The following is a 25900-nucleotide window of genomic DNA, read 5'->3' on the forward strand; positions in this document are numbered from 1 at the left end:
ATCAACATGAACAAGTTCGCCCGCCTGCTTTTCGGATCCGCTCTCCTCCTCTCCGCCTGCAATGATCAGGAAGACCAGGTCGAAGACCGTATTGAAGAACAAGCCGAGCAGAGCGCGCAGGAGTCCGGCGACACCCCGGTGGCACTCGGTCTGACCGAACGCCAGTTGCTCGATGCTGAAATCCTGGCCGCCGACGGAACCAAATTGGGTGACGTGGAAGCCGTGACGAAAGATGCCGACGGCAATGCGACCGAACTTCTTATAGAAGTCGAGGACAGCGATCCTGATCGTTACGTCGCGATACCGATTGACGGTCTGACCGTGACGACCCGTGGCAATGACACCGATCTTTCGTCGGAGATGACGATGGAAGATATCGGTTCGCTTCCGGATGCGCAGATTCTGTGACGATCGAGCGAAGCAAGCCGGCAAGTCAGCTTCCGACTGCTTCAACGCCCGCCGAAGCCGATGTAATTGAAGAAACAATGTCCAATATGTCCTGCCGCGGCGATGCGGACAGGCCGGTCGAAGTCATCCAGTATCGCCACATCGCCATTTCGAAATCTGAGCGCGGCGAGCGTCGCCGTGTGGGCGCCATCGGTTGGCGAACTTCCGATGATGAGCCTGTCCGACAGATCGACAGAGATCTTTACCAGATCGTCTCGTCGGAGGAGCTGCTCGAGCGGGTAGACTGATCCACGTGACGCGCACGAAGTTCGTTCTCGCGGGTCGCGAGCCTTTCGTATCGGCATAATGGGATATGCTCGTTCGGCTCCTCACGGTATTCCGAGCTTGGATAGACGACTCCGGTTGATCCGCTGACAACGGCTCCATCCGTCAACTTTGCCCGTTCCTGACGATCGGGAGCCATCAAATGGATAACTTCATGACCGCGAACCATGAGATGATCGGCGATGATACGCCTATGGCATCGCCACCAGACCGCCTCGGAACACATCAACGCCACGCGACAATTATCCGCTAGGTTAACGAGGTCCTTGATCGCCGACTGGAAGTCGCCGCTCAACGCATAGTCGGCGTAGTTATGGAAGCTCTGGACGCACCAGTATCCGTTCAGCGCCGGATCCACATCATCTTGTCGTTTCCTTCTGCCGCCGAGTTTATCGAAGTGTCCGTAGGCGATGTCGTGCTCATCGAGCAGATCGGGGAAGGAATCGATGTTGAATGCGGGACTGGCGCGGGAGCGGGGGAAAGCCCGAACATCGGCCAGCATGTCCACTCCTGCTGTTTTCAGCATGGCAATGACAATGTCCGCATCCCGATTGGAATGGCCGATCGTGAAAACGGTTGGCATCAGCTTTTCAGCTTTGTCAGCGCATCTTCCTTGTGGGCTGCCACATGATCGGTCTTGTCGCTTTCGATCTCGTATTGAGGCTCGTCCTTCGAGGCACGCCGCGTATGACCCTTGTAGTCGAAATCCGATTCGTGAACCTTGGAGATTGTTCCGCTGACTCTTCCTGCCTCGGAATTCCAGCTGACATGATCTCCGACTGCGTATTTCGCCATGATGCGCTCCTGCGTTGGGACGATGTCGTTCTTCCTATCAAACGGGGCATAGACAGGAACGTTTCGCAAGGGGCTGCAATGGCTTGTTAGCTGGCAGGATCTGGCGACGGGGTATGAGCCCGGAACGAAGGGATTCTCGCTTCGGGCCCTTCCACATATCAACTACCCAGATAACCGATACCGCCGATGATGGCGCACATCGCCGACCAGAACAGCAGCATGAAGACGATATCGGGCATCGCGAACCGATCGAGTTCGTCGCGCTTCAACAATGCATATTGCTGCGACACCTCGTCATCCATCGAAATCAATCCGGCATCGAGCGCGCTTGCCTCCTTGCGGGACCATCGCAGAAGATCGTCGAGCTGATCAATCGGCAGGTCGGGGTATCGGGCCGACAAGGCCTTGGCGTATGCACGCCGTTCGTCGCGGATCGCACCGCGTTGCATTTCGGTTTCCATTGAATGTCCTGACTGTTGGATGCGGACGAAAGTCCGCTAAAAAGGTCCAGAGTGTCAGGAAAATGGAGGGCCGGTCGGAGGGGGAAGCGACCATTGCGCAGGTGCGTCGGCCATCCGGTGGTAGGATTGCCGGACCTCCTCATTGCGTTCCCATGCGTGCGCCTGACGAACCAAGGCCAGCACTCCGCGCGGTCCGGCGGGTCCATCGGCCGAAGCGCCCAGTTCGGTATCTGCCGAGAGTTCGGCACCACGCCCAGGACCGGTATCGTAACAGGCGGTAGCTTGCGATATGGTCCATGCGGTCGAATCCCGCGCGGTGCCACCTTGATCCGCTGCGGCACCCTGTGAGTGAAGAAGGGCTGCAAGAACAGCCGTCAGGAAATGGAAAATCAGTTTCAGGCTACCAGCTCGAACCGGTCGGCGCGTGCGAGTTTCCAGGCGGCGCTGTAGAAATCCCGGTCATGCGTTCCTGAAAGCAGCTCGCCGTCCTCGAGGAAAATGTGAAGCTGGGAGAAGAGCCGGATTTCGGTCAGAGAGACACGTCTTACTAGATGGTGCGGTCCAAGCTCGGATGGGTGCGAGAGACCGGCAGCAGCAGTCATTTCCGCGAGCGCTCGCAACGTATTGCGATGAAAGCGCCGGACCCGCTCTGCCTTGTCAGGCACGACCAGGGCCCGCTGGCGCAAGGGGTCCTGCGTGGCAACGCCGACCGGACAGCGGTTCGTATGGCAGGAAAGCGATTGGATGCATCCGAGCGCGAACATGAAGCCGCGCCCCGCATTGGTCCAGTCGGCACCCAGCCCTAGGACCGCAGCGATGTCGAACGCACTGACGATTTTGCCGGCCGCGCCGATTTTTATCCGGTCACGAACCCCGGCACCTACGAGTGTATTGTGGACGAACAGGAGGCTCTCGCGCATCGGCATGCCGAGGTTGTCGGCGAACTCGACCGGGGCCGCCCCGGTTCCGCCTTCTGCGCCATCGACGACGATGAAGTCGGGAAAGATCCCCGTTTCGCGCATCGCCTTGACCATTCCCATGAACTCCCATGGGTGTCCGACGCACAGCTTGAAACCGACTGGCTTGCCTTTCGATAAGGTTCGGAGCTGAGCGAGAAAGTGCATCATCTCAAGCGGTGTGGAAAATGCCGAGTGCTCGGCAGGGGAAATGCAATCGACGCCTACCGGAATACCGCGTGTAGCAGCGATCTCGGGGCTGACTTTCTCGCCGGGAAGGATGCCGCCGTGACCGGGCTTGGCACCCTGGCTCAGCTTCAGTTCGATCATCTTGACCTGCGGGTCGGCAGCATTGTCAGCGAAGCGCACCGGGTCAAAGCGTCCCTTTTCGGTTCGACAACCGAAATAGCCGCTGCCAATTTCCCAGATAAGGTCGCCGCCATTCTCACGGTGGTAGGGGCTGATCCCTCCCTCGCCAGTGTCATGCGCAAAATCGCCGAGTTTGGCTCCCTCGTTTAACGCCCGGATAGCGTTGGCGCTCAGGGAGCCGAAGCTCATCGCGGAGATGTTGAAGATCGAGGCCATGTAGGGATCGCGCGCGTCGCTTCCCCCGATCGGCACTCTGAAGCTGTCGGGATCTGCCAACGGCTTGGGCTTTGTGGAATGCGAAATGAATTCGTAGCCGTTCTTGTAGACGTCAGAGAGCGTTCCGAACGGACGGTCGCTAACCTCGTCCTTTGCGCGAGCATAGACCAAGGAGCGCTGCGCCCTCGAGAAGGGCGTCTGATCGTCATCGCCTTCGATCAGGTATTGACGAATTTCTGGTCTTATCTTCTCGAAAGCCCATCGCAGGCGTCCGATGATCGGATAGTTCCGGCGCACCGCATGCCGCGTTTGGATAAGGTCGATGACGCCCAAGAGACATAGACACGAGAAAATTGCGAGAACTGGCAATGCCCATGCGTCGCTAAGCCTCGTGAGAGCAAACAGGAGGCCAGCCAGACAGAGGCCGAGCACGGTAAAGCGGGAGAAGAACACTGTTGGCTCCGGTCTCGCAAATGAAGCGAGCATGCCTCGGGCTCGTTATCGCCTTGGGCTTGGAAAACATCGATGCTGGAAGTTGCAGCGTGGCGCACATCCCTAGAACGCCCGAAGCGCTCTAGGGATACAGGCGCGCGGTGCTGCTGCCTGCTGGAACCATCACCCCGAGACCATGATCGACCAGTGTCATAAAAAGGTAGTGCGATTTCGACATGGTAATTTCAAGTGGCGCGACTTCGGAATTTCTTCAACATCGGATAATCCTTAGTTGAGGACTGCGACAAGGCGCTGGCCATTGCCGGAGAGGACGAGAAAACCCCCAGCTTCGAGCGATGCGTTCTCGATCAGAGAAAGGGCATCGAGGAAACGGCGCTCTTGCTGCATCAATCCGGCTTCACAGGCGCGCTTCGTCGCAGCGACATTGCCAACCTCGAGCGAGTTGCCATCGAGGCCATATGAACTGCTGAAGCGGTTGCAGCTGGTGGAACCATACAAGCGACCATCGGCCGTGAAGGTCATCGTAGGAGCGGAGATCTGCGCCACGACATCGCCGCCGATCTGGGTTACACGCCATTCGCCGTCCTGCAGGTCAGGAATACCGGCAAGGCCGGGATCGTCTGGCAATGTCATCGATACCCTTATGTCGCCGATATCGACGGTGTCGCTGCGAAGATCGAGCAGGAAAGGTTCACTGGTGCGGAACAGGATTGTGCCATCGGGCTCGCGGATGAAGGCTCGCAGGCCGTAGAGCGGGCCGTCGCTCAAATTCAGCTTCGACACGTCAATCGAGAACGGGATCGGCGGCGATGCCTGTCCGATCGTGTTCATCGTGCGCGAGAGGATGAGCTCCTGGTTGCGACCGAGGGTGATGTCGGAAACAACGATTTCCACCTGCGCTTCGGGGGGCGGCGCGATGCGCTCGCGATAGGACAGTGCGCCGGTAATTCTTTCTACCATGACGACCTCACTGCTTTCTGCAGCGGGCTGAATGGTGGCACAGGCACTCAGGCTCATGGCGAGGGCAGCCGATGCTAACAGCAAGTTACATTTCACCGCCATTCTCCCTGTTACCCTCCTGATTTGGGCGGGCGGTTGAGATCGGCGCCGAGCGGCCGTTGGCCGAGCCGTAAGCGTCGATGTGAAGCGTGCGAGTGGGGAAGGCGATTTCCACGTCGAGTTCTTTCAGTTTCCGCATCAGCGCGAGGAGCAGAACCTCCTGCATCTCGAGTGACTCCGCGAACGATGCAGTCCGAAAATATGCGAAGATCTCGATGTTGAGTGCGCTTTCGCCGAAACCTATGAAGCGTGCGCGAGCATCTTCTTCGAGGACATGATCGTTTTCCGCCAGGATTGTCCGGAACGCGGCCAGAACCTCGCTCATCTTCTCGGCATCCGTGTCGTAGCTGACCCCGATCACGTGCTTGAAGAGGAACTGGTCGCGAGCGGAAAAATTCTCGATCTTCTCGCCGGCAAGAAATCCGTTGGGGATCGTTACCAGCGTCCGGTTGATCGTGCGCACACGGGTCGAGCGCATGCCGACATCCTCGACCGTGCCGAACGTATCGCCGATCTGGGCAGCGTCGCCTACCTGCACCGGATGATCTCCGATGATCGTGACAGACCCGACCAGGTTCTCGATCGTTTTCTGCGCGCCGAGCGCCAAGGCGAGCCCGCCGATGCCGAGAGCAGCGATACCGGTGGTTACGTCGACACCGAACGTGTCGAGCACGCCAATGAAGATCATGACCAGCAATGTGAGCTTGGCGATCCGCCGCAACAGCGTGATGACCGATGCGGCCTGGCGCCGCTCCGCGCGGTTCATCCGTTCGCTCGCCATCCGCGCGACAGCATCGATCAGCCTGAACAAAAACCAGCCAAGGGAAAGCCAGGCCGCGATACCTGCGCCGCGCAGCAGCTGCTGGCGAGCGATGATCGAGGCCTCCATGGTGCCTGCAACATAGAAGAAGGCGATTGTCGCCACGTAGAGCGCGAGCGGTGGGAGAGCGGCGTGGATCAAACGAAAGACGGTGCTGCTGCTGTGTTCGGGAATGAGTCGCCGCAGGACCGAGATAATTGCAGCAGCGAGCAGGCGTAGCGCTGCGAAAAGCGCGACCGCTACGCCGATCAACAAAAGCCAGTCGAGGACTGGCGCGCCGGCGACTTCGATCGCCTTTTCCTCGTTTTGTTCCGCGACCTCAGGCGAAGGTGTCCAATCTTCGAGAGCCGACACTGTTTCCGGCGAAATTCGCCATTGCAGTAAGTCCCGTTCCCCTACGGCGACGCGCTGGAGGATAATGGGCTGGTCGGAATCTTCGAGCTGGAACGTGCCGACTTGCTCCAGGAGAGGATCGAGTCCGTCTTCCAAGTCGCCATCGGGAGCGTTGGAAAGCACAGCAAAGGGTCGAAGCATCCCCCCGCTGTCGAGCGCGAGTTTCAATTTTCGAGCGAGATCTGCACCTTGAGCCAGTCCTTCCGACGCGTCGGTCGCTTGCGAGCCTTCATTGTCTAGGGGCAGCGTGGCCGGATCGGGAGTGCCGGCGAAGTAGCGCGCGGCCCGTTCGTAGTCCTCGGCGGCAAGCGCATTCAGCAGCGCTGTTACGCTGGAGCGCGGAGTTTGCCTTTCGAATGTGTCTACGGGAGCTTCGGTTTGCGCTGTTTCGGAAGGCTCAGGCGTCGGAAGCTGGGCTTGCGCAACTGTCGCCCCGACAAGAAGAGCCATGACCGCGACTGCGTGACTAAGGAAACGCCGCAAGATCGAACAAATTGGGGTGGATTTCATGGTCGTCTCTTGTGGGATTGCGCCAAAACCCATGGCTGGTTGCCGTCCTGCAACACGAAGGCACCGGTCGGGTCGAAGCGGTAGCTATCGATCGACTCAATGGTTCCTAGGAAGACCCGTTCCTGATACATCAGCGCTTCAGGACAGACTTTACGCGTCGTCATTGCGATGTCGATCGTCATGGCCGAGCCATCGACGCGGTATCGGCCGAGAAGGAGATTGCATCCTGTCGAGCCAGAAAGCTGCTCGTCATATTCCAGGACCAGTTCGATACGCGAATAATCGATGATCCCGCGCCCGGCGATGTCTTCGACGATCAAGGCTCCGACGAGCGGTTCCGTTGACCTCGGGAGGCCCGCGCACCCGGAGATATAAAACATCGCTGTGATGCCGACCATTCTCACAGACGAGATCATGGCGAGGTTTCCGTCATGGGCCGATCGGCCAATCGAACAGACGTCCTGACCGGTCTGCGCATAAGAAGCCTGTCCACCAGCCGTGGCAATGAAGCGATGATCACGCCGGCCAAGATAACGAGCGCACCGACCACGTCGGACAGGCCGAAGATTTCGCCCGCCGCATAGCCAAACAACCCACCGAAGACTGGTTCGAGCGCGTAGATAATTGCGGCACGCGAGGAATCGACCCGGGCCTGGGCCCAGCTCATCGCGAACTGGATGTAGGCGGTAGCGATACCATAGCCCACGACCACCCAGAACAGTGTCGGCGAAGCAACCGGCATTGGCTCCCCTGTGGCGAGCGCGAAGGCAGCACACAGCAGCGTGGTGGTGACCATCATCACGAACGCGATCCGCACAGGATCGGCCCGGCGCACGTAATATCCAAGGATGACAACCTCTACCGCGATTGCAACGGCGCCAACGATCGAAAGTGTATCGCCGTAGCTAAGGGTGATGTCGGCTGGCGACAGGCCCGACATGATGGCTACACCGAGACAGGCAAGGACAACTCCGATCCAGATCCCGGCAGCTGCGCGTTGGCGAAAAAACAGCAGCTGAAGCACAGGAACAAGTGGCACGTAGAGTGCGGAAAGAAATGCTACGCGCCCAGTGTCCGTGGTTTGCAGCGCATAGGCCTGTGCGCCATATGCGATGCACGCAGTGGCAGCGACGACGATACCGGCAACCATTTCGGTGGCACCAATTTCGCGGGTCGCACGCGGCAGGACCAGCGCAAAGGCAACGGTTGCCATCAGATAGCGTAGGGCGACAAAGCCGAGCGGCCCTGTAAATTCCATGCCGATCTTGGTCGCGAGAAAGCTCGCGCCCCAAAGCACCGATGCAGCAAGCAGAGCGAGCTCGGGAACGATACGACGGGGGATGTGCAGTCGCTGCATGCCGACTTCCTGTCTCGCTAGCCAAAAAAAACGAGCGCCGCAGATCTTGCGGCGCTTCGACTGCAAATATAGAGGCTGGAAAACCGTATTTCCCTTCAAAGTTTTTCCCCTGCACAATAGAATCTGCGGAAAGGAGACGAGCGTGCCGCAGAAACCCTCGCTTGACCGAATCGACCGCAAAATCCTCGATATCCTTCAGCGCGATGGCCGGATTTCCAATCAGCGTCTTTCCGAGGCGGTGGCTCTTTCACCGAGTGCTTGTCTCGCGCGCCTGCGCAGGCTGGAGAAAGAAGAGGTCATCACGGGCTACAAGGCCCAGGTCGATGCAGCCAAGCTGGGTCCTAATCTTACCGTGTTCGCAGAGATTGTTGCTTCGGCACACGATCCTGCAAGCACGCGAAGGATCGAACAGGCGCTTGCCGACATCCCCGAAGCAATCGAGGCTTATCAGGTGAGCGGGAGCTACGATTTTCTGGTTCGTTTCCTGGTTCCGGACATGGAGTTCTGGACCAATCTAGCAGACGAGTTGGCCGATGGAGAACTCAAGATCGAGACCGTAAGAACCGTGGCCGTAATGCGCCGGATAAAAGGATGGGTGGGCGTTCCTCTAGGAGCGACCTGACCCTCGCGTCTAAGACAAGTGCAGGCTCCGAGATGAATGGCACCGCCGGTTCAACCATGTTCCGTTGGCCCCGGAGCCCGAGAGGCACGCCCTGGGGCTTAGAACATAATTCCTTGCGTATGATCGTGGCGCGGAACCTCCTCGCTGATTTTAATTAAGTTCCTAAAATGCTGCGGAGTTTGGGATGTTTGAACAGTTTCTGGGGCCTGACCATTTCGACATCATGCCTCACCTGGTCGCGATTGGCCTGGCCTATCTTCTGGCGTTCCCGATCGGCTGGAACAGGGAAAAATCGGAAAGGAGTGCGGGGCTTCGGACCTTCCCGCTCGTCGCTGTTGCCAGTTGCGGGTTTATCCAGGCAGCGGAATCGATGACTGCAGATACTCCGGAGGCGATGGCCCGCATTGTCGAAGGTCTGATAACCGGCATGGGGTTTATCGGTGGCGGGGCCATTCTGCGCCTCAAGGATTCGGTCAAGGGCACCGCCACGGCCGCCAGCCTCTGGATTACCGGTGCTATCGGCGCGGCAGTTGGTCTTGGCAGCCTTGATGTTGCGATCATGCTTTCTGTCATAACCGTCGCGACGCTGTGGATCATGGCGCCGCTGAAGCATTTCGGTCATCTTGAACAGGAGGATGGCAGCGACGAAGTTCGCAAGGAGAAGTAACAGCAGGCAGTGGTTTTTTGCGATACGTCGGCTGATATTCCTACATTACGACCGCACTAATGACGCTGATACCTATCCCGAAAAAGGCGACGGCTGCCGGAACTATGAGCACCTGGCCATAAACTTCCTTGCGCGCCAGCGGTCCGTAGGCAGTTTGCAGGACAGTGCCCGGACGATCGAGAACGCTGCGCGGTTGCGACGATGCTTGCCGTAGCATCACACGGGCGGTTCCGAAGAACATGGTGACGTAGATCGCCGAGATTGCGATCGCGAACGCGGCGTGAGCGCCGCCGGTCGCACCAAGCTGGGCAATCAGGAAGATCGCGTAGCAGGCAATCATCGCCCGCCATACCGATGCGGGCAGTTCGAACATTCGGGATTCGGGCTGCTGTGCTTGCCTCGGCGCTTCGTTGTCGTTGGCCTCGAGCGCGGGAATCGGAACCAGCACATCGGGCAGTGCATCGAGAGACTCCGGCAGTGGCGCCGCGGATTGCGTGCGAAGAACGGTATCAGGCATGGGGTAGGTCCTTTCCTGCGCGCCCTCCGGCAAGTCCGTTTCGGCGCATTTCTATGGCAGTCAGCAAGCTGTCGGCGATCATCCTCGCCCGTGCGCCGACGAGATCGGTCGCGGCAGGATTCCCTTCTGCTTCCCGAAGCGTTTCGTAGAAGAGCTCGAGCCAGCGCGAGAAATGCCGGAGTTCGAGGCCCGGAATAGCAAGGTGCTTGAGCATGGGATTGCCCGAGAACTCGCCGCTATTGTGGAGAACCGAGCGCCAGAAACCCTTCATTCTGGCTAGGTGCGGCGACCAATCCGCAATGCGTTCGGCGAAGATCGGGCCGAGAAGGTCATCCTCACGGATTTTAGCGTAGAATGCTTCGACCAGGCGATCGATAAACGCCGCGTCAATCCCGATTTCCTCGGCCGCTGCGCGCTTTTCAGCGCGTTTTTGCTGCGCGAAGGAACGGGTGTCGGGATCGGCCGGATGCGAAGGGATGTTAGCGCTGGTCATGAGCGCCTCCCTCGTCTTTGTCGGCGAAAGGTGTTGCGTCTGCAACGCGCAGGAACTGCACATGAAACCGCACCGCTCCGACCGGCTCGACACGGTGAAGGATTGTCGGTTCGACTACGCCGGGTTCGCATTCGGGCGTGAGCAGTAATTCGGTCGAGGCGCGGCGCGGATCGGTGACGACGTATCTCAACTTGCCTTCCTCGATTTGGATGAGACCCCAGACGCCGTCCTTGGTGGAATGCTCAGCCAGCAGACCTGCCGGCACAGTGTCTTCGCTGAAAGTTGCCGTGCGCTTGTATGGCTTGATGCCGTCGGGAAGATGGGTGGTCACGTCAGGCCGCCTTTCGTGTTTCGAAGATGGCGTGGATCGCACTGCTCAACTCGTCGCCCAGAAGCGGCTTTTCGATCAGCTCTGCGTTTGCGGCGGCGACACGGGCTCGCAGCTTAACAGTAGGATTGGTCGCAAGGATTATCGCTGGCGCGCAGCAGCCCTGTCTCTTCAACCCATCGAGAGCATTAAGACCGTCGCCAGCGTAGCGTTCGTCGATGACCAGCGCGGCCGCCGTGGAAAGGTCGCCCTCCTTCGCAATCCCCTTGGCGATTTCGAACCCTTCGACCGAGAGCGAGAAACGCAGCGCGGAAAAGACGGAGATATCTTCGACCAGCAACAGGATCTTGGCTTGATCGACCATCTTCCGTCCTCCTCGCCAGCAGCCTGGATCAGGCGGCCTTCTTCCAGTTGGGTTCAAGCGTCACGTGCGGCGGGCATTCGGCGACTTGGCCGACCGGTAGACCCGCAAGCTCGTTGGCGAAACCGTGGTTGACGTCGCGATGGTGGGCCTCGTCGGCGCGTACCACCAGCACGACGTCGCGCAGCGTGGCATCCTCAGGGAGACCCCAGTAGCGCTTGGCGATCTCCGGCGCGGGCACGTTCGGGCTGCGACCCTCATCGATCTCGGCGAGATAGTGCGTGTAGCTGATCACCGCCTCTTCCTCGAAGTAGCCCACGACACGGTGCGCGGTCTTCGAGCTGATCAGATAGAGCGCGAAGAAGAACAGGTAGAACACCCATTGCACGCCAATGATCACCGCTCGCTCGAACCGTGTGGGCTGCGAGACCTCGATGAAGGTCATGAGGTGCATGCGCTCGTTTTCGGCTTCGTCCATGAGCGTCTTGATCCAGCCCTTGTCGTCGCACATGCGGCGCAGGCAGGCGAGATGGTTGATCGTCGCCCCGACCATGCCCGGCACGGCCGCAACCGTTTCGAGCACAACGGCACGGTGGCCGTAACGCTCGGCAAAGAAAGTATCGGCGCACCAGCGCAGCGCCTTGGTGAAGCCGAAGGCAATCCGATCCGACATGCCGCGGGGGTTGTGGTGGACACCGAGATCGATGAAGGGTGCAGTCATTGAAACTTCTCCGCTTGCGGCAAATGTTGTTGGAGCGCCGCTGATGCCCTCCTTCTATGCCGATGCACGGGACCACGAAATTTGGATGATCACCCTACGCCAAGCACCCTAAGGGCCTTACCGGAGGTAGGGCGCACCAGCTTTGTCAGCCGCTTCCTGCCGCGCCTGTCGTTTTCGACCGCGCTGTTACTGGCACTGCTCGCTATAGCGGCGGGCGTGGCGGTCCGCCTGCTGGCGGCCGACGAACTCGGTCAGCGCGCGACGTTCATTTTCTTCGTTCCCGGCGTGGTTGTCGCGAGCGCACTTTCCGGGATTCGAGCCGGAAGTCTTGCGGCTGTGGTCGGCGCTGCCGCGGGTCTATGGTGCGACGCGCTGAGCGGACCGATCGAGGGCGGAAGCCTGATTGCCGCCGCAGCCTTCGTGCTTATCGGCTTGGCCGTGGCCATCGGCGGCGAATGGTTTCAACGCGCGCGGATCGAAACTGAAACCGCCGCCGTCGCTCTCGCGCGGCGTGAAGCCCATCTGCAATCGATCCTCGACACCGTGCCAGATGCGATGATCGTCATCGACGAATCCGGATTGATCCGCGATTTCAGTCCTGCGGCCGAACGGATGTTCGGATGGCATGCGGCAGAGGTGGCCGGAGAGAACGTCAAGGTGTTGATGCCCGATCCCTACCGCAGCGCGCATGACGGCTATCTGGAGCGCTACTATCGCACCGGCGAGAGGAGGATCATTGGCAAGGGTCGCGTGGTCGTCGGCGAGCGCAAGGACGGTTCGACCTTCCCGCTCGAACTCGCGGTGGGCGAGATGCAGGCGGAAGGGCAGCGCTTCTTCACCGGGTTCATCCGGGACCTGACCGAGCGCCAGCAGGCCGAGGCAAGATTGCAGGAATTACAAAGCGAGCTGGTGCACGTCTCGCGGCTTACCGCTTTGGGTGAAATGGCGTCTGCGCTCGCGCACGAGATCAACCAGCCGCTCTCGGCGATCGCCAATTACCTCAAGGGTAGCCGGTTGCTGCTCATGCGAGAGGAGGTCCAGCACGAGCGCGTAGCGGAAGCCGTTGAGCGGGCCGCCGCGGAAGCGCTCAGGGCGGGCGACATCATCCGCCGGCTGCGGGATTTCGTAGCCCGCGGCGAAACCGAACGCACGATCGAGAGCCTGCCGAAGCTCGTCGAGGAGGCCAGCGCTCTCGCGCTCGTGGGTGCCAAGGAGCATGGCATCCGGGTGCAGTATGAGTTCAGCCCTGCAATCGATCTGGTGCTGGTCGACAAGGTGCAGATTCAGCAAGTCGTGCTCAACCTTGTGCGAAATGCCGTCGACGCGCTGGCAGACTCAGGCTCCTCGCCGCGTAGGCTGACGATCATGGTCGAACCGGCGGACGACGATATGGCGCAGGTATCGGTGACCGACTCCGGTCCCGGCATCGATCCCGAAGTCGCCGACCGACTTTTTCAGCCCTTCATCTCTACCAAGCGCACCGGTATGGGCGTGGGGCTGTCGATTTCGCGCACGATCGTCGAGGCGCATGGCGGGCGTATCTGGGTCCGGCCAGCTCCCGATGGCGGGGCGGAGTTCGGCTTTACGGTCCAGCGTGTTGCAAGCGAGGAACTATATGATGGCGAATAGTAGTGCCAGTGATCCGATCGTCTATGTCGTCGACGACGACGAGAGTGTGCGGCACTCGCTGGAGTTTCTTCTCGACGTCGCCGAAATCCGTGTTCGCTCGTTCGCCTCGGCTGATGCTTTCCTGAAATCCGCACCTCCGCTTTCCGGCGCCTGCGTGGTGACCGACGTGCGCATGCCCGGCACAAACGGTGTCGAACTGGCCAAGAAGCTGAAGGAGCGCGATGCGGCGGTGCCGGTGATTGTCATCACCGGTCACGCCGACGTGCCCCTGGCCATTCAAGCGATGAAGGCTGGCGCTGCGGACTTTATCGAGAAGCCGTTCGACGACGAGGCCATACTAGCGGCAATCCGCAAGGCGCTGAACGAGAGCACCGAAGATGAGCAGAAACAAAACGAACGCCGCGAAGTGCTCGACCGTCTCGCTCTGCTCTCTACGCGGGAGCGCGAGGTGGTCGATGGCCTTGTGGAAGGGAAGGCCAACAAGATGATCGCCTTCGATCACGACATCAGCCCACGAACTGTCGAAGTCTACCGCGCCAATGCGATGATGAAGATGCAAGCGAAGACCCTCTCCGATCTCGTGCGCATGGTTACGATTGCCCGGCTGGGCTAGCTGGTTCGTCTGCTTTCACCGGATTTCGGACGGAAGCGGACGGTCCGTAAACGGCCCATTTGCAGCCATTGAGCACCCTCAGCAGGACCGCTCAGAAACGAACTAGATTAACTGCTGTTACGAGTTCTGCTGGTGGGGCTGTCACAACCGCCTTGCACCATTTTACGATGCGACCCGTCCGATGGTGCGCCCTGTTGTGTCTGCCTCCTTATTGCGGCAGGGCACCAGCACTTCACGCGAGACGCTCAGGAACGAGATTTATGATTGCGAGTTCATCTGCTGCACCATCGTCCTTACGCCCCCATGCGAACGTGCAGATGGTGTAGCCCTGTCGTTGTAGATTCGGTTCTAAGCGACAGGGCACCTCTGCTATCGAAATAGTCAAAGAGCGCTCGAAAGCGATGCTGCAACCGAGCATGTGCGAATGATACCAGCGCCTCGGGCTAGTATAAGACTGGCCCTGCACCTTCATTTCTTCGATTCGAAATGTTGGTGTAGCCCTGCCGTTTCAAGCTTCCCTTGGCGGCGGGGCCCCCCTTTTCCAATGTCTGCGACGGCTCAACATTGCCTTCCCCGAAATTTCGAGCCAGAAACCTGGCAGAACTGCCAGCGACGAACCTTTGACACGACGATTGCCTCGTAATCCTTCAAGTCTGCATGGCATTGTTAAAGCTGTGATTGATTAGGTGCGTTTCCGCACACCATCCCCGGCATGTATCACACCGCTCGCGGTTTCCGCGCAACTTTGAGAAGCGACGTCTGAACTAAAACGCGGCGAAGCTTCGCATGCGTCAAACTTAGCTAGTAGTTGTGAAAGGTTCGCAAGCGCCGCGGTCGTTTGATCGAGAGAGATAGCCTCTACGCCCAACTGGGAATGCTACAGAAAACAGCTGGACAATGTGGCGTAAGATGGAGCAGTATTCTTTGGTCCAGACACGCGATATAGCAGGTGTGTGGGGTAGAATGTGGGTTTGGATTTGGCGGCCAATTAACTAAAAAATGATTTCAAATCATTAGATTGAGACTTAATAAGTCCACCCTGTCCGCCAGCTACTCCGCCTGCAATGGCGCGCCCGAAGAGGTGCCGCTGCGATCATGCTCCCGATAGCCTGCCTGGCGCGTGCTTCGCTGCCTTTCCAGAGCGACATGGTCTTCGACCAATCCGCCGTCCCGGTTTGCATGGTCCCTTTCTTCAAGGCCCTGCGGGTCATCCCTGATTTCGTATTCCATCTCTGTCTCCTCTGGGAGGGAAACGAACGGTGCGAAATCCGGCGCAAGCGGTTGCGATGAAACGATTTTACTTTGCGACAGGATGCATCACAAGGCGTGTTGCAACAGGGCCTCGTAATCCTCACGGCATTCGGCCGCCACATCGGCAAAGGCCCCCTTCAGCTGCGGCAGATCTGCGGGTGGTTTGCCGAAGCCAGTCGACGCGTTGACCTTGTCGTACCAATGCCGACCCCACACGCCGTCTTCGGGGTGTGGACCGGTTTGCCAATGCAGCATCGAAGTGTCCCAACCAATGCCCAAAGCCGTACAAAGCTTTTCCAGCATCATTGGCGGATCAGTGAGAATGGCATCTGAGTCCACGACTGGCGGGACGGTCCCCTTAAGCTCCCGTTCGTAATCGAAATACCGCCGCAAACGGGAGAAACCAAGCAGATCGGCACGGCGTAATTCATTCTTCTGCTGGTAACTTGCGACAACCCGCTCCGGCGCCCTGATCAGGAAGGCGTGCCGGTGGTCGGGCATGTCGGCGATCGACACCGGGCCGACCATGTGGTGCGGCATGTGCTTCTGATACCAGACCGGTTCGCCACCGGGCGGGTGCCCGGATTGGGTGGCCAGCACCGAATGCCAGTCGCAATCCATATCGGCGATCGTTTCGGCTGCCAGCGGATGCGGTTCTCCGGTCGCCTGCAGGAAGGCACCGTAGAATGGCTCGTCCGAAACCGCACAGTCGCGGCGCGCACCGAAACTGCGCATCATCGCGGTCGAGATGTTGCGCGGGCCGGACCACATGGCGATGCGAATGGTCATGGACGGCTCCTTCCGCTCACGTCGTCAGCAAGCCGCGCCAGATAGAGCTGCTGGAGCCGCTCAACCATGGGGCCGCGTTCTTCGCCAAGCATCCGTCCGTCGATCGAGCCGATGGGCGCTACGCCGGCGAAGGTGCCGGTGGTGAAGGCCTCGTCCGCGCCATAGACATGGGTCAGCGAGAAATTGCGTTCGCGCACGGTAATACCGGCATTCCGCGCGATCTCGATGACGACCCCGCGCGTGATCCCGTCGAGGCAGTAGTCGCCGCTGGAGGTCCACACCTCCCCATCCTTGACGATGAAGAAATGCGTGGAATTGCAGGTCGCGACAAACCCGTGAGGGTCGAGCATCAACCCCTCGTCGGCACCAGCCTGTGCCGCCTGAATACATGCCGTTATGCAGTTGAGCTTGCTGTGCGAATTCAGCATCGGATCCTGAACGTCGGGATAGCCACGACGCACGTGGACGGTCGCAAGCTTGAGCATACGCGTGGCGGTTTCGGGCGCAGGCTCCTTCCATTCCGGGATGACCACGATCGTAGCGGGCGTCACCACCACGCGCGGGTCCTGATATGGCGTCGAACGGATGCCCCGCGTCACCATCAGGCGGATATGGACGCCATCGCCATGCATGCCGTTTGCATCGAGTACGGCGTAGAGGCGGCGTTCGAGTTCTTCGCGCGAGACGCCGATATCCATGTGGATGGCCTTCGCCCCGCGCCACAGGCGGTCGAGGTGCCGATCCAGAAAGGCGAGGCGGCCATGATGCAGGCGAATGCCTTCCCATACGCCGTCGCCCAGCATGAAGCCGCTGTCGAAAACGCTGATCTTCGCATCCGGTCGCGGGAAGTGGTCCCCGTTGATATCGATGACGACCGATGCGTTGCGATCATCAGCTACGTAATTGTGGGTGCCTTGTGTCATTGACCTCTCTTGACGATCTCATCCATCTGTTCACGCAGGACGGGATCCCATCTTGCACGCAATTCCCTGATCTTCGCCACCAGTGCTTCGTTTTCCATCGGCGGTATGTCCATGTCGTAGACCTCGGCGATTTCGAGCATCGAACTTCGGTCCATTTCCTCGAAGGCGCCGGCCATCGCGATGGCATTCTGGCGGTCTACGCCCAGCGCCTCATATGCGGATCGCCCGATACGAATGCTGGCATCGTAGGTTTCGCGGATGACGTCGCGGCAGCCATAAGCCCACAGTTCGTAGACATGGTTGCGATCTTTCGCCCGGGCTATGACATGCAGCTCCGGGAAGGTCTGCACGGCGTATTTCACGAGCTTGTCGATCTGTTCGCGCTCATCCAGTGCGACGACGAGCAGCTTCGCGCGGGCGATGCCTGCCGCGTGGAGCAGATCTGGGCGTGTCGCATCGCCGTAATAGGTGCGGACGCCGAACTTCTGGAGGATTTCCAGATGGCTGCTGTCGTAATCGACCACGGTCGTGGTGTAACCGGCCGTCTGGAGCATGCGATCGACGATCCCGCCAACCCGGCCGCGTCCCGCGATAATGATCTCGTTCTCTTCATCGATGGCGTCCGGTTCGCGTTCCATCCCCTTGCAGTAGGAATGGGCAATGACCTTGTCGTAGAGAATGAAGAGCAGCGGCGTGGCCAGCATGGTCAGGGCCACGACCAGCAGCATGAGATCGGCCAATGCGCTGTCGATAACGAAATTGGCGAGCGCAAAGGCAATCAGCACGAAGCCGAATTCGCCGGCCTGTGGAAGGCTGAGGCAGAAGAGCCAGAGCGCCTGTTTGCGCAGGCCGTAAAACCACCCGACAGCAGCCAGCACGATGAACTTCGCAGCGATGACGACTGCCGCCCAGAACACGACTTCCTGCCATATCTGCGCAGCAAGGTCGAAATCGATGCCAGCGCCGACGGTGATGAAGAAGAGGCCCAGCAGCAGGCCCTTGATCGGATCGATATCGCTTTCCAGTTCGTGCCGATATTCGCTGGTCGCGAGGACTACGCCCGCCACGAAGGCACCGAGCGCCGGAGACAGGCCGACAAGCGACATCAGCAGGGCGATGCCGATCACGACCAGCAGGGCAGCGCCGGTGAACAGTTCACGCAAGCGGGCGGCGGCAATGAAGCGGAACAGGGGGCGAATCGCGTAGATGCCGATGACCACCACCGCGGCGACCGCGCCGATGCGGGCGATGGCGGCGAGCCACATCGGCATGGAGGCGGTGAGGTCAATTCCGTGATGCGCGCCTGCGCCGACGGGGCCGCCACTCGACGCATAGAGATCGGGCATGGCCAGCAGCGGCAGGAGAGCGAGGATGGGGATGACCGCGACGTCCTGGACCAACAGGACGGAGAAGCTTGCTTCACCGCCTTCGGTGCGCATGAGTTTCTTCTCGGTCAGCGACTGGACGATGATCGCAGTCGACGACAGGGCCAGGATCATGCCGATCGCCACCGCTGTCTGCCATGGCCGGGCATCGAGCAGGGCGATGCCGGTAATGACCGCAGTCGTCAGGACGACCTGCCCGCCGCCCAGCCCCAACAGCTTGCCGCGCATGTCCCACAGGCGGCGCGGTTCCATTTCGAGGCCGATGATGAAGAGCATCATGACAACGCCGAATTCGGCGAAGACCTGCAGGGCCACGACATCGACGTTGAGGGCGGCCAACAGAGGCGCGATCGCCATGCCAGCCAGCAGGTAACCGAGCACGGAGCCCAGCCCGAACCGCGTGGCGAGCGGTACGGACACGACCATCGCCACGAGGATGAGGAAGGCGAGTATCAGGAAACCGGTCATCTCGCCCTCCCCCTATGTGCAGCGCAGGCTAGATATGCAGCGCGCGCCCGTAGCTCGCAAGCACGCTCTCGTGCATGCTTTCGCTGATCGTAGGGTGCGGGAACACGGTCTGCATCAGTTCCGCTTCGGTCGTCTCGAGCGTCTTGCCGACGACGAAGCCCTGGATCATCTCGGTCACTTCGGCTCCGACCATGTGCGCGCCGAGCAGTTCGCCCGTCTTCGCATCGAACACGGTCTTCACGAAGCCTTCCGCCTCGCCTAGCGCGATAGCCTTGCCGTTGCCGATGAAGGGGAAGGTCCCCGCCTTCACCTCGTGGCCTGCTTCCTTCGCCTTGGCTTCGGTCAGGCCGACACTGGCGATCTGCGGATGGCAATAGGTGCAGCCCGGGATGTCGTTGCGGTCGAGCGGGTGGGGATGGACATCCTTGTTGCCAAGCTCTTTCGCAATCGCTTCGGCAGTGGTGACGCCTTCGTGGCTCGCCTTGTGCGCCAGCCAGGGGCCGGGCGTGCAGTCGCCGATGGCCCACAGGCCCTTGGACTTCGTGCGGCCATAACCGTCGATCTGGATGAAGCCCTTTTCCATATCCGCCAGCTTGTCGAGGCCGATGTCTTCGGTGTTCGGCACGATGCCGATAGCGGTGATGCAGTGGCTGAATTCGGTTTCGGTGACCTTGCCCTTGCTGTCCTTGATCTTGGCCTTCACGCCCTTGTCGGAAACCTTGAGGTCGTCGACGCCGGCGCCGGTCATGATGGTCATGCCCTGCTTGGACAGGCTCTTTTCGAGGAAGGCGGACACGTCCTTGTCTTCCACCGGCACGATCCGGTCGAGCATTTCGACCACGGTCACATCGCAGCCCATGTCGTTGTAGAAGCTGGCGAACTCGATACCGATCGCCCCGCTGCCGATGACGAGCAGCTTCTTGGGCATTTCCTTGGGCGTCATGGCATGGCGATAGGTCCACACGCGTTTGCCGTCCGCCTTGGCGAAGGGCAGGTCGCGCGCCCGGGCGCCGGTGGCAACGATGATGTGTTTGGCGGTGAGCTTTTCCTCGCCCTTTTCACCCTTCACCGTGAGGCTGGTCGGACCGGTCAGCGTGCCCTCGCCCATGTGCACGGCGATCTTGTTCTTCTTCATCAGATGCGTGACGCCCTGATTGAGCTGCTTGGCGACGCCGCGACTGCGCTTCACGACCGCGTCCAGATCGGCCTCGATCTCGCCCGCGATCTTGAGGCCGTAATCCTTCGCGTGCTGCGCGTAATGCAGGATCTCCGCCGAGCGCAGCAGCGCCTTGGTCGGGATACAGCCCCAGTTGAGGCAGATGCCGCCCAGCAGTTCGCGTTCCACGATGGCGGTTTTCAGCCCGAGCTGCGCGCAGCGGATAGCCGCGACATAGCCGCCGGGTCCGCTGCCGAGCACGATTACGTCGTATTTGTCAGCCATGATTCGTACCTGTCAGTTGTGTGTTCGCCCGAGACATGGACCGGGTGTTACACAGTCCAGGGGCAAAGAAAGTCGGCTTGTGCGCCAGGGCGTCAGCTTGCCGGGATTCGGTGTCGGCTTGCGCCTTCGGCGTGTCGCTTTGCGCCGCCTGCCTGTCGGCTTGTAAGGTGAAAATGTCGGCTTGCGGAGCGCCTGCGCAAGGTGCAGCGTCGATGGGCGATATCGGGGTCATGATCGCACCCATCGCATATTCGCAGTCCTGTAGGACAGCGCTCATGCCCACCGCTCCGCCACTGCACGGGGCCGGTCGTTTTCATCGAGCAGGACGAATTTGAACGTGCCCTGCCCGACCCTCGTTTCCGCATCGCCATTCCGCTCGCGCGCGATCGCTTCGGCGGAGATGGTGAGCGAAGTGTTTCCTGTGGCTTCGATTGCGCAATAGACCGACAGTTCGTCCCCCACCGACATCGCGCCGGGAAAGGCGAAGTCAGTGGCCGAGACGACCACCGCCTTGCCCTTGCCCTCGCGGCTCGCAAGGCTGCCGGCGCCAAGCGCCATCTGGCTCATCAGCCACCCGCCGAACACCCCGCCATAGGGGTTGAGGTCGGTCGGCATGGCCGTGACGCGAATGAACGGGGTGCGACTGTCCCCGGTCATCAGCGCTGGCGGAGGATCAGGGTGATGCCGTCGTACCAGTTCACCGTCACAGTGCCATCAGGCTGAGTGGCAAAGGATGGCTCATCCGCGCTCGACGGACCGAAGAACTGGCCATCGGAGCAACGCAGGGCGAAGCGGCCTTCCGACTCGGTAACGCGTTCCGGCGATGAACAATTGTCGCCGAAACTGTATGCCTTCAACGTCGTCCCGATGGCATTTCCCCGCCACCGCACGTCATCGTCGGACACCACCAGTTGGAGCGAACGCGCGGCTTCGAGTTCGGCGTCGCCGATCGCCTGGACGCCGCCAGGTCTGGTCAGACGCGTATCGACTACCTGCCAGGTTCCGGATGCAAGCGGCGCGGCCGCATCCGATCCGGGCGTGGCGGTCGGGGCGGTTGTTTCGGTCGGCTCCGTCGCTGTGTCCGCCGGTGCGCTGGAAGCAGGCTGATCCGGCGTCATCTCCGCCTGTTCGTCCACGTCGCCGCCATTGGAGCAGGCAGCGACCAGCGCAAGGGAGGCCAGCGGTGCGATGTGCTTCAACATTTTCATACAACCAGTCCCATCGGGTTTTCGATCAGGTTCTTGAACGCTTCCATCAGTTGCGCGCCGGTAGCACCATCGATGGCGCGGTGATCGAAGCTGCCGCTGGCGGTCATCACCGTGGCGACCTGCAATGCGCCGTCGACGACATAGGGGCGCTGTTCGCCAGCACCCACGGCCATGATCATGCCCTGCGGCGGGTTGATGACCGCGTCGAACTGCTTGATGCCGAACATGCCGAGGTTGGACAGGCTGGCAGTGCCGCCCTGATATTCATGCGGCTGCAGTTTGCCTTCACGGGCCTTCTCCGCTAGTTCCTTCATATTGGTGCTGATCGAGGCGAGACCGCGCGTATCGGCTTCCGTGATGATCGGCGTGATGAGGCCGCTGGGGGCAGCCACCGCGACCGAGACATCGGCACGGCTGTAACGGTGCAGCGTATCGCCCTGATAGCTGACGTTGCAATCGGGCACGCGCATCAACGCGCGGGCCAGCGCCTTGATCAGCAGATCGTTGACCGACAGCTTGACCCCGTCCGCTTCCAGACCGGCATTGAGCTGTTTGCGCAGGTCGAGCAGCGCATCGAGACGGATGTCGACGGCCAGGTAATAATGCGGGACCTGCTGCTTGCTCTCGGTGAGGCGGCGCGCAATGACCTTGCGCACATTGGAGAGCTTTTCTTCCTCGTAAGGCGCGCCGTGATCGCTGGCAGGTGCCTTTGCGGAAGATTTCGCTTCGTCCTTGTCCTTGGGAGCGGAGGTATCGGCAGCGGATTTGGCCGAGCCGCCTTCTGCGCTTTCGACATCTGCCTTCACGATCCTGCCACGCGGACCGGAGCCGGTTATGGTGGAAAGATCAACGCCGTTCTGCTCGGCGATGCGGCGGGCCAGGGGCGATGCGATGATGCGTTCGCCGCTATCGTCCTTGGGCGCGGCGGGTGCCTTGGTATCGGCATCCACCGATGCGCGTGCGGGCTTGGCGCTTTCGCGCGGTGCGGCCTTGGCCGGTTCCGATTTGCCTTCGGATTCGTCCTTGGCGGGTTTTTCTTCGGCAGGCTCTTCATCGCCGGATGGAGCGGCGGCTGCCGCCTCGTCCACATCTTCGCCTTCTTCGGCGAGAATGGCGATTACCGTGCCGACCTTTACGCCTTCGGTCCCTGCTTCCACTGCGATCGAGGCAATGGTGCCTTCGTCCACAGCTTCGAATTCCATCGTCGCCTTGTCGGTTTCGATTTCGGCCATGATGTCACCGGCACTGACCGTATCACCCGGCTTCACAAGCCATTTGGCGAGCGTGCCCTCCTCCATGGTGGGCGAAAGGGCGGGCATCTTGATCGGCGTTGGCATGGCTGTTTACGTTACGTCCTCGCTGGGGAGATTGTGCGCCCGCACCTCTGGCGAAAAGGTGCGGTCCTCGCAAGGTCCTTGCGCAGAATACGAATTAGCGAGTAATCCGCAGCCGAGGGAGACGGGGAGCAGATATGCGTACTTATCTAGTCGTGATGGATGAAACGGACGAAGCGAAGCAGGCCCTGCGCTTTGCATCGCTGCGGGCGCAGAAAACCGATGGTTCGGTCCACATCCTCGCCCTTGTCCCGCAGCAGACCTTCAATGCATTCGGCGGGGTCCAGGCGACCATCGAACAGGAAGCGCGCGAACGCGCCGAGGTCATGGCCAACAGCGCAGCCGGAAATATTTTCGGCGAAATGGGCAAGATGCCCACCATCGCCGTTCGTCCCGGCCCGCCGGCGGATGTCATCCGCAAATATATCGAGGAGCATGGCAACATCGCCGCGCTGGTGCTGGCGACGAGCGCCGAAGGGGGCTCCGGCCCGCTGGTGACGCATTTCGCAGGCCATGCAGGCCACCTGCCCTGCCCGCTCTATCTCGTGCCCGGCGGGCTGAGCCGCGAACGGATCGACGAACTGGCCTGAGGCGCTTCGTCTTCACGGATCATTGCGAGCAGCCGCAGGCCATGCGGATGCCCCAAGGGGTTGCCGCCCACGCCCTGCGGTGTTGCTCGCGATAAGGGCGGCGGCCGCTACTTGCGGCGGCCCTGATGGCGGATGTTGCCCGGTCGTCCGCGCTTGCCCTGATCGTGCGTCTGACGCGGTGCGCCCGCACCCTTCTTCTGATGGGTGCGCTTCTTGGGCGGAGGACGGTTGCCGCGCGGTTCGATGCCTTTACCATCGCTGTCCGGCACTTCGAATTTGAGCGCGCCGGTCAGCGCGTTGGCTTCTGCCAGCTTCAGCTTCAGCCGATCGCCCGTCGCATATTCGGTACCGGTCTTTTCACCGACGAGCTTCTGCGCCTTTTCGTCATAGGTGAAATATTCGCGGCCCAGCGTGCTGACGGGGACGAGGCCGTCACCGCCCAGCTTGTCGATAGTGGCGAAGAAGCCGAAGCCCTGAACGCCGGTGATGCGGGTGTCGAAAGTCTCGCCCACGCGGCCCGAGAGCCATGCAGCGACATAGCGATCGATCGTATCGCGCTCCGCCTCCATCGCGCGCCGTTCGGTCTGGCTGATCGCATCGGTGATCTGATGCAGCGCAGCCCTGTCGCGGTCGGATAGACCCGTACCGTCCGGCAGATCGATCTTGGGCTTGGGTTGCTCCAGCTTGTAGGCATCCACGAGCGCGCGGTGCACGAGGAGATCGGCATAACGGCGGATCGGCGACGTGAAGTGGGCGTAGCTGCCGAGCGACAGGCCGAAGTGCCCTGCATTGGCCGGGCCGTAATAGGCCTGCGTCTGGCTGCGCAGCACGGCTTCCATGATCAGCGCCTTTTCGGCCGGATCCGACACATCCTTGAGCATGCGGTTAAACAGGCCCGGCGTGATGACCTGACCCAACGCGAACTTGCGCCCCTGACTGGCGAGATATTCCTTGAACGCCATCAGCTTTTCGCGGCTCGGCGTCTCGTGGATGCGGTAGACGACCGGTGCAGCCTTGGCCTCCAGCGCCTTGGCGGCAGCGACATTGGCGGCGATCATGAAATCCTCCACCACGCGGTGCGCATCGAGCCGTTCGCGTATGGCGATTTCCTCGATCACGCCTTCGTCGTTAAGCCGTACCTGCCGCTCCGGCAGTTCGAGGTCGAGCGGGTCGCGAGCCTGGCGGGCCTTGAACAGCAGTTTCCACGCGCCCCACAGGTTCTGCAGATATTCGGGCGCGTCGCCTGCATCGATTGCTGCCTGCGCGTCTTCATAGGCGATGTTGCGGGCCAGACGGACAATGGCGCGGGTAAAGCGCCAGTCGCTGATCCTGCCTTCCGCGTCGATGCGGATGTGACAGGCCATGGCCGCACGATCCACGTCTTCCTTGAGACTGCAGACGTCGGCGCTCAGCACCTCGGGCAGCATGGGGACGACGCGGTCGGGAAAATAGACCGAATTGCCGCGTTTGCGCGCTTCGCGATCGAGCGCGCCGCCCGGGCGGACGTAATAGCTGACATCGGCAATCGCGATGATGGCGCGATAACCTCCCTTCCCGTCCGGCTCGGCCCAGATGGCATCGTCATGATCGCGGGCATCGGCCGGGTCGATAGCGACGATGGGAACATCGCGCAGGTCTTCGCGGTGCTCGCTCGAAAGCGGCAGGTCGACTGCGCGCTCCGCCTCGGCGATGGTTTCCTGCGGAAAGACATGCGGGATGCCATGCTTGGCAATCGCGATCAGGCTGAAGGCCTTGGGGGCAAGCGGATCGCCGATCACTTCGACGACCTTGACCTTGGAGCGGGCGGATTTGCCCATGCGCTCGGCCAGTACCAGTTCGCCTACCGCGGCATCGCCGACATCGCCGATGGGGGCGGAATCGCGCACGCGCTTGTCGACAGGGGCCAGCCAGTAATTGCCGCTACCGTCCTTCTCGACCACGCCCATCAGACCTTCGGTGCGCGCAGGCAGTTTCTTGATCGGTGTGGCGCGCCACCCGCGTTCGGTTTCCTCGTTACGCGCAAGGATGCGATCGCCGCGTTTGAGCGCGGCCATCTTCTTGCTTTCCTTCACCATCAGGCGAGGCGGCTTTTCCTTGGTGTCGGGCGACCAGTTTTCGGGCTCGGCAACAGGCTCCCCATCCTCGATCGCGACGATCTTGAGGACGGTCACCTTGGGCACGCCGCCCATACGGTGATAGGCCGTGCGCTTGCCATCGATCAGGCCTTCTTCGGCCATGTCCTTGAGGCGCTTTTTCAGCGCGATCTTTTCCTGCCCCTTGAGCCCGAAGGCCTTCGCGATTTCGCGCTTGCCCGCAGGTGTCTCGGAGGTCTGGATGAATTCTAGAATCTGTTCTTTGTTCGGCAGTCCCTTGGGCTGCCGGTGCTTGTTCTGTTTTGTCATGCGCGCGATATGGGGACGATCCGCCCCCATGTCACGG

The 25900-nt window shown here is 60.7% G+C and carries 29 protein-coding genes; 7 read left to right on the plus strand and 22 right to left on the minus strand.

Annotated elements, in window-relative coordinates:
- Positions 1 to 6 precede the first annotated feature (6 nt).
- Together AC13F2_RS02690 and AC13F2_RS02695 are read left to right on the plus strand one after the other, a co-directional pair.
- Positions 7 to 408 (plus strand): PRC-barrel domain-containing protein, encoded by a 402-nt coding sequence (locus AC13F2_RS02690; protein WP_301642855.1) that lies wholly within the window; start codon positions 7 to 9, stop codon positions 406 to 408.
- Positions 409 to 485: 77 nt separating this feature from the next.
- A complete protein-coding gene (locus AC13F2_RS02695) occupies positions 486 to 695 on the plus strand; it encodes a hypothetical protein (protein WP_301642856.1) in 210 nt (69 codons plus the stop codon).
- Here AC13F2_RS02695 and AC13F2_RS02700 read toward each other — a convergent pair.
- The 8 genes from AC13F2_RS02700 to AC13F2_RS02735 all read right to left on the minus strand — a co-directional run bounded on the left by AC13F2_RS02700 (position 650) and on the right by AC13F2_RS02735 (position 8121).
- Positions 650 to 1315 carry a DUF488 domain-containing protein gene (locus AC13F2_RS02700; RefSeq protein WP_301642857.1) on the minus strand — a complete coding sequence of 222 codons (666 nt, stop codon included), beginning with the start codon at positions 1313 to 1315 and terminating at the stop codon, positions 650 to 652. The two genes, AC13F2_RS02695 and AC13F2_RS02700, sit on opposite strands and share 46 nt — an antisense overlap.
- Positions 1315 to 1527: a hypervirulence associated TUDOR domain-containing protein gene (locus AC13F2_RS02705; RefSeq protein ID WP_301642858.1), complete on the minus strand. Its 213-nt coding sequence runs from the start codon at positions 1525 to 1527 to the stop codon at positions 1315 to 1317. Before AC13F2_RS02705 ends, AC13F2_RS02700 begins: the two co-directional genes overlap by 1 nt.
- 158 nt (positions 1528 to 1685) lie before the next feature.
- On the minus strand, positions 1686 to 1988 hold the full coding sequence (locus AC13F2_RS02710; protein WP_301642859.1) for a hypothetical protein: 303 nt from the start codon (positions 1986 to 1988) through the stop codon (positions 1686 to 1688).
- A 395-nt stretch (positions 1989 to 2383) separates the two neighbouring features.
- Positions 2384 to 3826 carry an FMN-binding glutamate synthase family protein gene (locus tag AC13F2_RS02715; protein WP_397490016.1) on the minus strand — a complete coding sequence of 481 codons (1443 nt, stop codon included), beginning with the start codon at positions 3824 to 3826 and terminating at the stop codon, positions 2384 to 2386.
- Between the two features lie 423 nt (positions 3827 to 4249).
- Positions 4250 to 4942 carry an META domain-containing protein gene (locus tag AC13F2_RS02720; protein ID WP_482964222.1) on the minus strand — a complete coding sequence of 231 codons (693 nt, stop codon included), beginning with the start codon at positions 4940 to 4942 and terminating at the stop codon, positions 4250 to 4252.
- A gap of 85 nt (positions 4943 to 5027) precedes the next feature.
- On the minus strand, positions 5028 to 6764 hold the full coding sequence (locus tag AC13F2_RS02725; RefSeq protein WP_301642862.1) for a mechanosensitive ion channel family protein: 1737 nt from the start codon (positions 6762 to 6764) through the stop codon (positions 5028 to 5030).
- The gene (locus AC13F2_RS02730; RefSeq protein WP_301642863.1) at positions 6761 to 7084 is read right to left on the minus strand and encodes an META domain-containing protein; all 324 of its coding nucleotides are present in this window, start codon (positions 7082 to 7084) and stop codon (positions 6761 to 6763) included. The genes AC13F2_RS02725 and AC13F2_RS02730 overlap by 4 nt, the downstream gene beginning before the upstream one ends.
- Before the next feature lie 92 nt (positions 7085 to 7176).
- Entirely contained in the window at positions 7177 to 8121 is a 945-nt protein-coding gene (locus tag AC13F2_RS02735) for a DMT family transporter (protein ID WP_301642864.1), read from the minus strand.
- 142 nt (positions 8122 to 8263) lie between these two features.
- On the opposite strand from AC13F2_RS02735, the gene AC13F2_RS02740 reads away from it, so the two are divergent.
- Positions 8264 to 8743 carry an Lrp/AsnC family transcriptional regulator gene (locus tag AC13F2_RS02740; protein ID WP_146029793.1) on the plus strand — a complete coding sequence of 160 codons (480 nt, stop codon included), beginning with the start codon at positions 8264 to 8266 and terminating at the stop codon, positions 8741 to 8743.
- 184 nt (positions 8744 to 8927) lie between these two features.
- Positions 8928 to 9410: an MgtC/SapB family protein gene (locus AC13F2_RS02745; protein WP_048884282.1), complete on the plus strand. Its 483-nt coding sequence runs from the start codon at positions 8928 to 8930 to the stop codon at positions 9408 to 9410.
- A gap of 40 nt (positions 9411 to 9450) precedes the next feature.
- Here the strand turns inward: AC13F2_RS02745 and AC13F2_RS02750 are convergent, their stop codons facing one another.
- The 5 genes from AC13F2_RS02750 to AC13F2_RS02770 are packed head-to-tail and all read right to left on the minus strand — an operon-like array spanning position 9451 to position 11830.
- Positions 9451 to 9927 (minus strand): hypothetical protein, encoded by a 477-nt coding sequence (locus AC13F2_RS02750; RefSeq protein ID WP_301642865.1) that lies wholly within the window; start codon positions 9925 to 9927, stop codon positions 9451 to 9453.
- The gene (locus tag AC13F2_RS02755) at positions 9920 to 10420 is read right to left on the minus strand and encodes a group III truncated hemoglobin (protein ID WP_301642866.1); all 501 of its coding nucleotides are present in this window, start codon (positions 10418 to 10420) and stop codon (positions 9920 to 9922) included. Before AC13F2_RS02755 ends, AC13F2_RS02750 begins: the two co-directional genes overlap by 8 nt.
- Positions 10407 to 10751, minus strand: coding sequence for a TehB family protein (locus tag AC13F2_RS02760; protein ID WP_301642867.1), 345 nt, complete (start codon positions 10749 to 10751; stop codon positions 10407 to 10409). The genes AC13F2_RS02755 and AC13F2_RS02760 overlap by 14 nt, the downstream gene beginning before the upstream one ends.
- A 1-nt stretch (position 10752) precedes the next feature.
- Positions 10753 to 11112, minus strand: coding sequence for a response regulator (locus AC13F2_RS02765; RefSeq protein WP_301642868.1), 360 nt, complete (start codon positions 11110 to 11112; stop codon positions 10753 to 10755).
- A 28-nt stretch (positions 11113 to 11140) separates the two neighbouring features.
- Positions 11141 to 11830 (minus strand): alternative oxidase, encoded by a 690-nt coding sequence (locus AC13F2_RS02770; RefSeq protein ID WP_301642869.1) that lies wholly within the window; start codon positions 11828 to 11830, stop codon positions 11141 to 11143.
- 81 nt (positions 11831 to 11911) lie between these two features.
- Here AC13F2_RS02770 and AC13F2_RS02775 point away from each other — a divergent pair, with 81 nt between their 5' ends.
- Positions 11912 to 13459, plus strand: a complete 1548-nt coding sequence (locus AC13F2_RS02775; protein ID WP_301642870.1) for a two-component system sensor histidine kinase NtrB — start codon at positions 11912 to 11914, stop codon at positions 13457 to 13459.
- Positions 13449 to 14072: a response regulator FixJ gene (fixJ, locus tag AC13F2_RS02780; RefSeq protein WP_301642871.1), complete on the plus strand. Its 624-nt coding sequence runs from the start codon at positions 13449 to 13451 to the stop codon at positions 14070 to 14072. The genes AC13F2_RS02775 and fixJ overlap by 11 nt, the downstream gene beginning before the upstream one ends.
- Before the next feature lie 1050 nt (positions 14073 to 15122).
- Here fixJ and AC13F2_RS02785 read toward each other — a convergent pair.
- From AC13F2_RS02785 to AC13F2_RS02820, 8 genes are all read right to left on the minus strand, one after another.
- Positions 15123 to 15302 carry a hypothetical protein gene (locus AC13F2_RS02785; RefSeq protein ID WP_397491266.1) on the minus strand — a complete coding sequence of 60 codons (180 nt, stop codon included), beginning with the start codon at positions 15300 to 15302 and terminating at the stop codon, positions 15123 to 15125.
- Between the two features lie 87 nt (positions 15303 to 15389).
- Positions 15390 to 16112 (minus strand): sulfotransferase-like domain-containing protein, encoded by a 723-nt coding sequence (locus AC13F2_RS02790; RefSeq protein ID WP_482964223.1) that lies wholly within the window; start codon positions 16110 to 16112, stop codon positions 15390 to 15392.
- Complete coding sequence (locus AC13F2_RS02795) at positions 16109 to 17035, minus strand: aminotransferase class IV (RefSeq protein WP_482964224.1); 927 nt, start codon at positions 17033 to 17035, stop codon at positions 16109 to 16111. The genes AC13F2_RS02790 and AC13F2_RS02795 overlap by 4 nt, the downstream gene beginning before the upstream one ends.
- The gene (locus AC13F2_RS02800) at positions 17032 to 18888 is read right to left on the minus strand and encodes a cation:proton antiporter domain-containing protein (protein WP_482964225.1); all 1857 of its coding nucleotides are present in this window, start codon (positions 18886 to 18888) and stop codon (positions 17032 to 17034) included. Before AC13F2_RS02800 ends, AC13F2_RS02795 begins: the two co-directional genes overlap by 4 nt.
- 28 nt (positions 18889 to 18916) lie before the next feature.
- A complete protein-coding gene (lpdA, locus tag AC13F2_RS02805; protein WP_482964226.1) occupies positions 18917 to 20329 on the minus strand; it encodes a dihydrolipoyl dehydrogenase in 1413 nt (470 codons plus the stop codon).
- A gap of 273 nt (positions 20330 to 20602) precedes the next feature.
- The gene (locus tag AC13F2_RS02810; RefSeq protein ID WP_248284381.1) at positions 20603 to 20986 is read right to left on the minus strand and encodes an acyl-CoA thioesterase; all 384 of its coding nucleotides are present in this window, start codon (positions 20984 to 20986) and stop codon (positions 20603 to 20605) included.
- On the minus strand, positions 20986 to 21537 hold the full coding sequence (locus tag AC13F2_RS02815; protein ID WP_482964227.1) for a hypothetical protein: 552 nt from the start codon (positions 21535 to 21537) through the stop codon (positions 20986 to 20988). Before AC13F2_RS02815 ends, AC13F2_RS02810 begins: the two co-directional genes overlap by 1 nt.
- Positions 21534 to 22874 carry a pyruvate dehydrogenase complex dihydrolipoamide acetyltransferase gene (locus AC13F2_RS02820; protein ID WP_482964228.1) on the minus strand — a complete coding sequence of 447 codons (1341 nt, stop codon included), beginning with the start codon at positions 22872 to 22874 and terminating at the stop codon, positions 21534 to 21536. Before AC13F2_RS02820 ends, AC13F2_RS02815 begins: the two co-directional genes overlap by 4 nt.
- A 134-nt stretch (positions 22875 to 23008) precedes the next feature.
- Between AC13F2_RS02820 and AC13F2_RS02825 the strand changes: the two genes are divergently transcribed.
- Positions 23009 to 23461: a universal stress protein gene (locus tag AC13F2_RS02825; protein WP_103025024.1), complete on the plus strand. Its 453-nt coding sequence runs from the start codon at positions 23009 to 23011 to the stop codon at positions 23459 to 23461.
- Between the two features lie 107 nt (positions 23462 to 23568).
- On the opposite strand, the gene rnr is transcribed toward AC13F2_RS02825, so the two are convergent.
- Entirely contained in the window at positions 23569 to 25863 is a 2295-nt protein-coding gene (gene rnr / locus AC13F2_RS02830) for a ribonuclease R (RefSeq protein WP_482964229.1), read from the minus strand.
- Positions 25864 to 25900 lie beyond the last annotated feature (37 nt).

Source organism: Qipengyuania sp. L-5Y (assembly GCF_056859455.1).

Coding starts and splice junctions, on each gene's coding strand:
- AC13F2_RS02755 (WP_301642866.1), bottom strand. CDS start 10,420: ATGACCAGCGCTAACATCCCTTCGCATCCGGCCGATCCCGACACCCGT.
- AC13F2_RS02750 (WP_301642865.1), bottom strand. CDS start 9,927: ATGCCTGATACCGTTCTTCGCACGCAATCCGCGGCGCCACTGCCGGAG.
- AC13F2_RS02725 (WP_301642862.1), bottom strand. CDS start 6,764: ATGAAATCCACCCCAATTTGTTCGATCTTGCGGCGTTTCCTTAGTCAC.
- AC13F2_RS02800 (WP_482964225.1), bottom strand. CDS start 18,888: ATGACCGGTTTCCTGATACTCGCCTTCCTCATCCTCGTGGCGATGGTC.
- AC13F2_RS02710 (WP_301642859.1), bottom strand. CDS start 1,988: ATGGAAACCGAAATGCAACGCGGTGCGATCCGCGACGAACGGCGTGCA.
- AC13F2_RS02825 (WP_103025024.1), top strand. CDS start 23,009: ATGCGTACTTATCTAGTCGTGATGGATGAAACGGACGAAGCGAAGCAG.
- AC13F2_RS02785 (WP_397491266.1), bottom strand. CDS start 15,302: ATGGAATACGAAATCAGGGATGACCCGCAGGGCCTTGAAGAAAGGGAC.
- AC13F2_RS02765 (WP_301642868.1), bottom strand. CDS start 11,112: ATGGTCGATCAAGCCAAGATCCTGTTGCTGGTCGAAGATATCTCCGTC.
- AC13F2_RS02745 (WP_048884282.1), top strand. CDS start 8,928: ATGTTTGAACAGTTTCTGGGGCCTGACCATTTCGACATCATGCCTCAC.
- AC13F2_RS02820 (WP_482964228.1), bottom strand. CDS start 22,874: ATGCCAACGCCGATCAAGATGCCCGCCCTTTCGCCCACCATGGAGGAG.
- fixJ (WP_301642871.1), top strand. CDS start 13,449: ATGGCGAATAGTAGTGCCAGTGATCCGATCGTCTATGTCGTCGACGAC.
- AC13F2_RS02735 (WP_301642864.1), bottom strand. CDS start 8,121: ATGCAGCGACTGCACATCCCCCGTCGTATCGTTCCCGAGCTCGCTCTG.
- lpdA (WP_482964226.1), bottom strand. CDS start 20,329: ATGGCTGACAAATACGACGTAATCGTGCTCGGCAGCGGACCCGGCGGC.
- AC13F2_RS02790 (WP_482964223.1), bottom strand. CDS start 16,112: ATGACCATTCGCATCGCCATGTGGTCCGGCCCGCGCAACATCTCGACC.
- AC13F2_RS02690 (WP_301642855.1), top strand. CDS start 7: ATGAACAAGTTCGCCCGCCTGCTTTTCGGATCCGCTCTCCTCCTCTCC.
- rnr (WP_482964229.1), bottom strand. CDS start 25,863: ATGACAAAACAGAACAAGCACCGGCAGCCCAAGGGACTGCCGAACAAA.
- AC13F2_RS02795 (WP_482964224.1), bottom strand. CDS start 17,035: ATGACACAAGGCACCCACAATTACGTAGCTGATGATCGCAACGCATCG.
- AC13F2_RS02810 (WP_248284381.1), bottom strand. CDS start 20,986: ATGACCGGGGACAGTCGCACCCCGTTCATTCGCGTCACGGCCATGCCG.
- AC13F2_RS02695 (WP_301642856.1), top strand. CDS start 486: ATGTCCAATATGTCCTGCCGCGGCGATGCGGACAGGCCGGTCGAAGTC.
- AC13F2_RS02815 (WP_482964227.1), bottom strand. CDS start 21,537: ATGAAAATGTTGAAGCACATCGCACCGCTGGCCTCCCTTGCGCTGGTC.
- AC13F2_RS02705 (WP_301642858.1), bottom strand. CDS start 1,527: ATGGCGAAATACGCAGTCGGAGATCATGTCAGCTGGAATTCCGAGGCA.
- AC13F2_RS02700 (WP_301642857.1), bottom strand. CDS start 1,315: ATGCCAACCGTTTTCACGATCGGCCATTCCAATCGGGATGCGGACATT.
- AC13F2_RS02770 (WP_301642869.1), bottom strand. CDS start 11,830: ATGACTGCACCCTTCATCGATCTCGGTGTCCACCACAACCCCCGCGGC.
- AC13F2_RS02720 (WP_482964222.1), bottom strand. CDS start 4,942: ATGGTAGAAAGAATTACCGGCGCACTGTCCTATCGCGAGCGCATCGCG.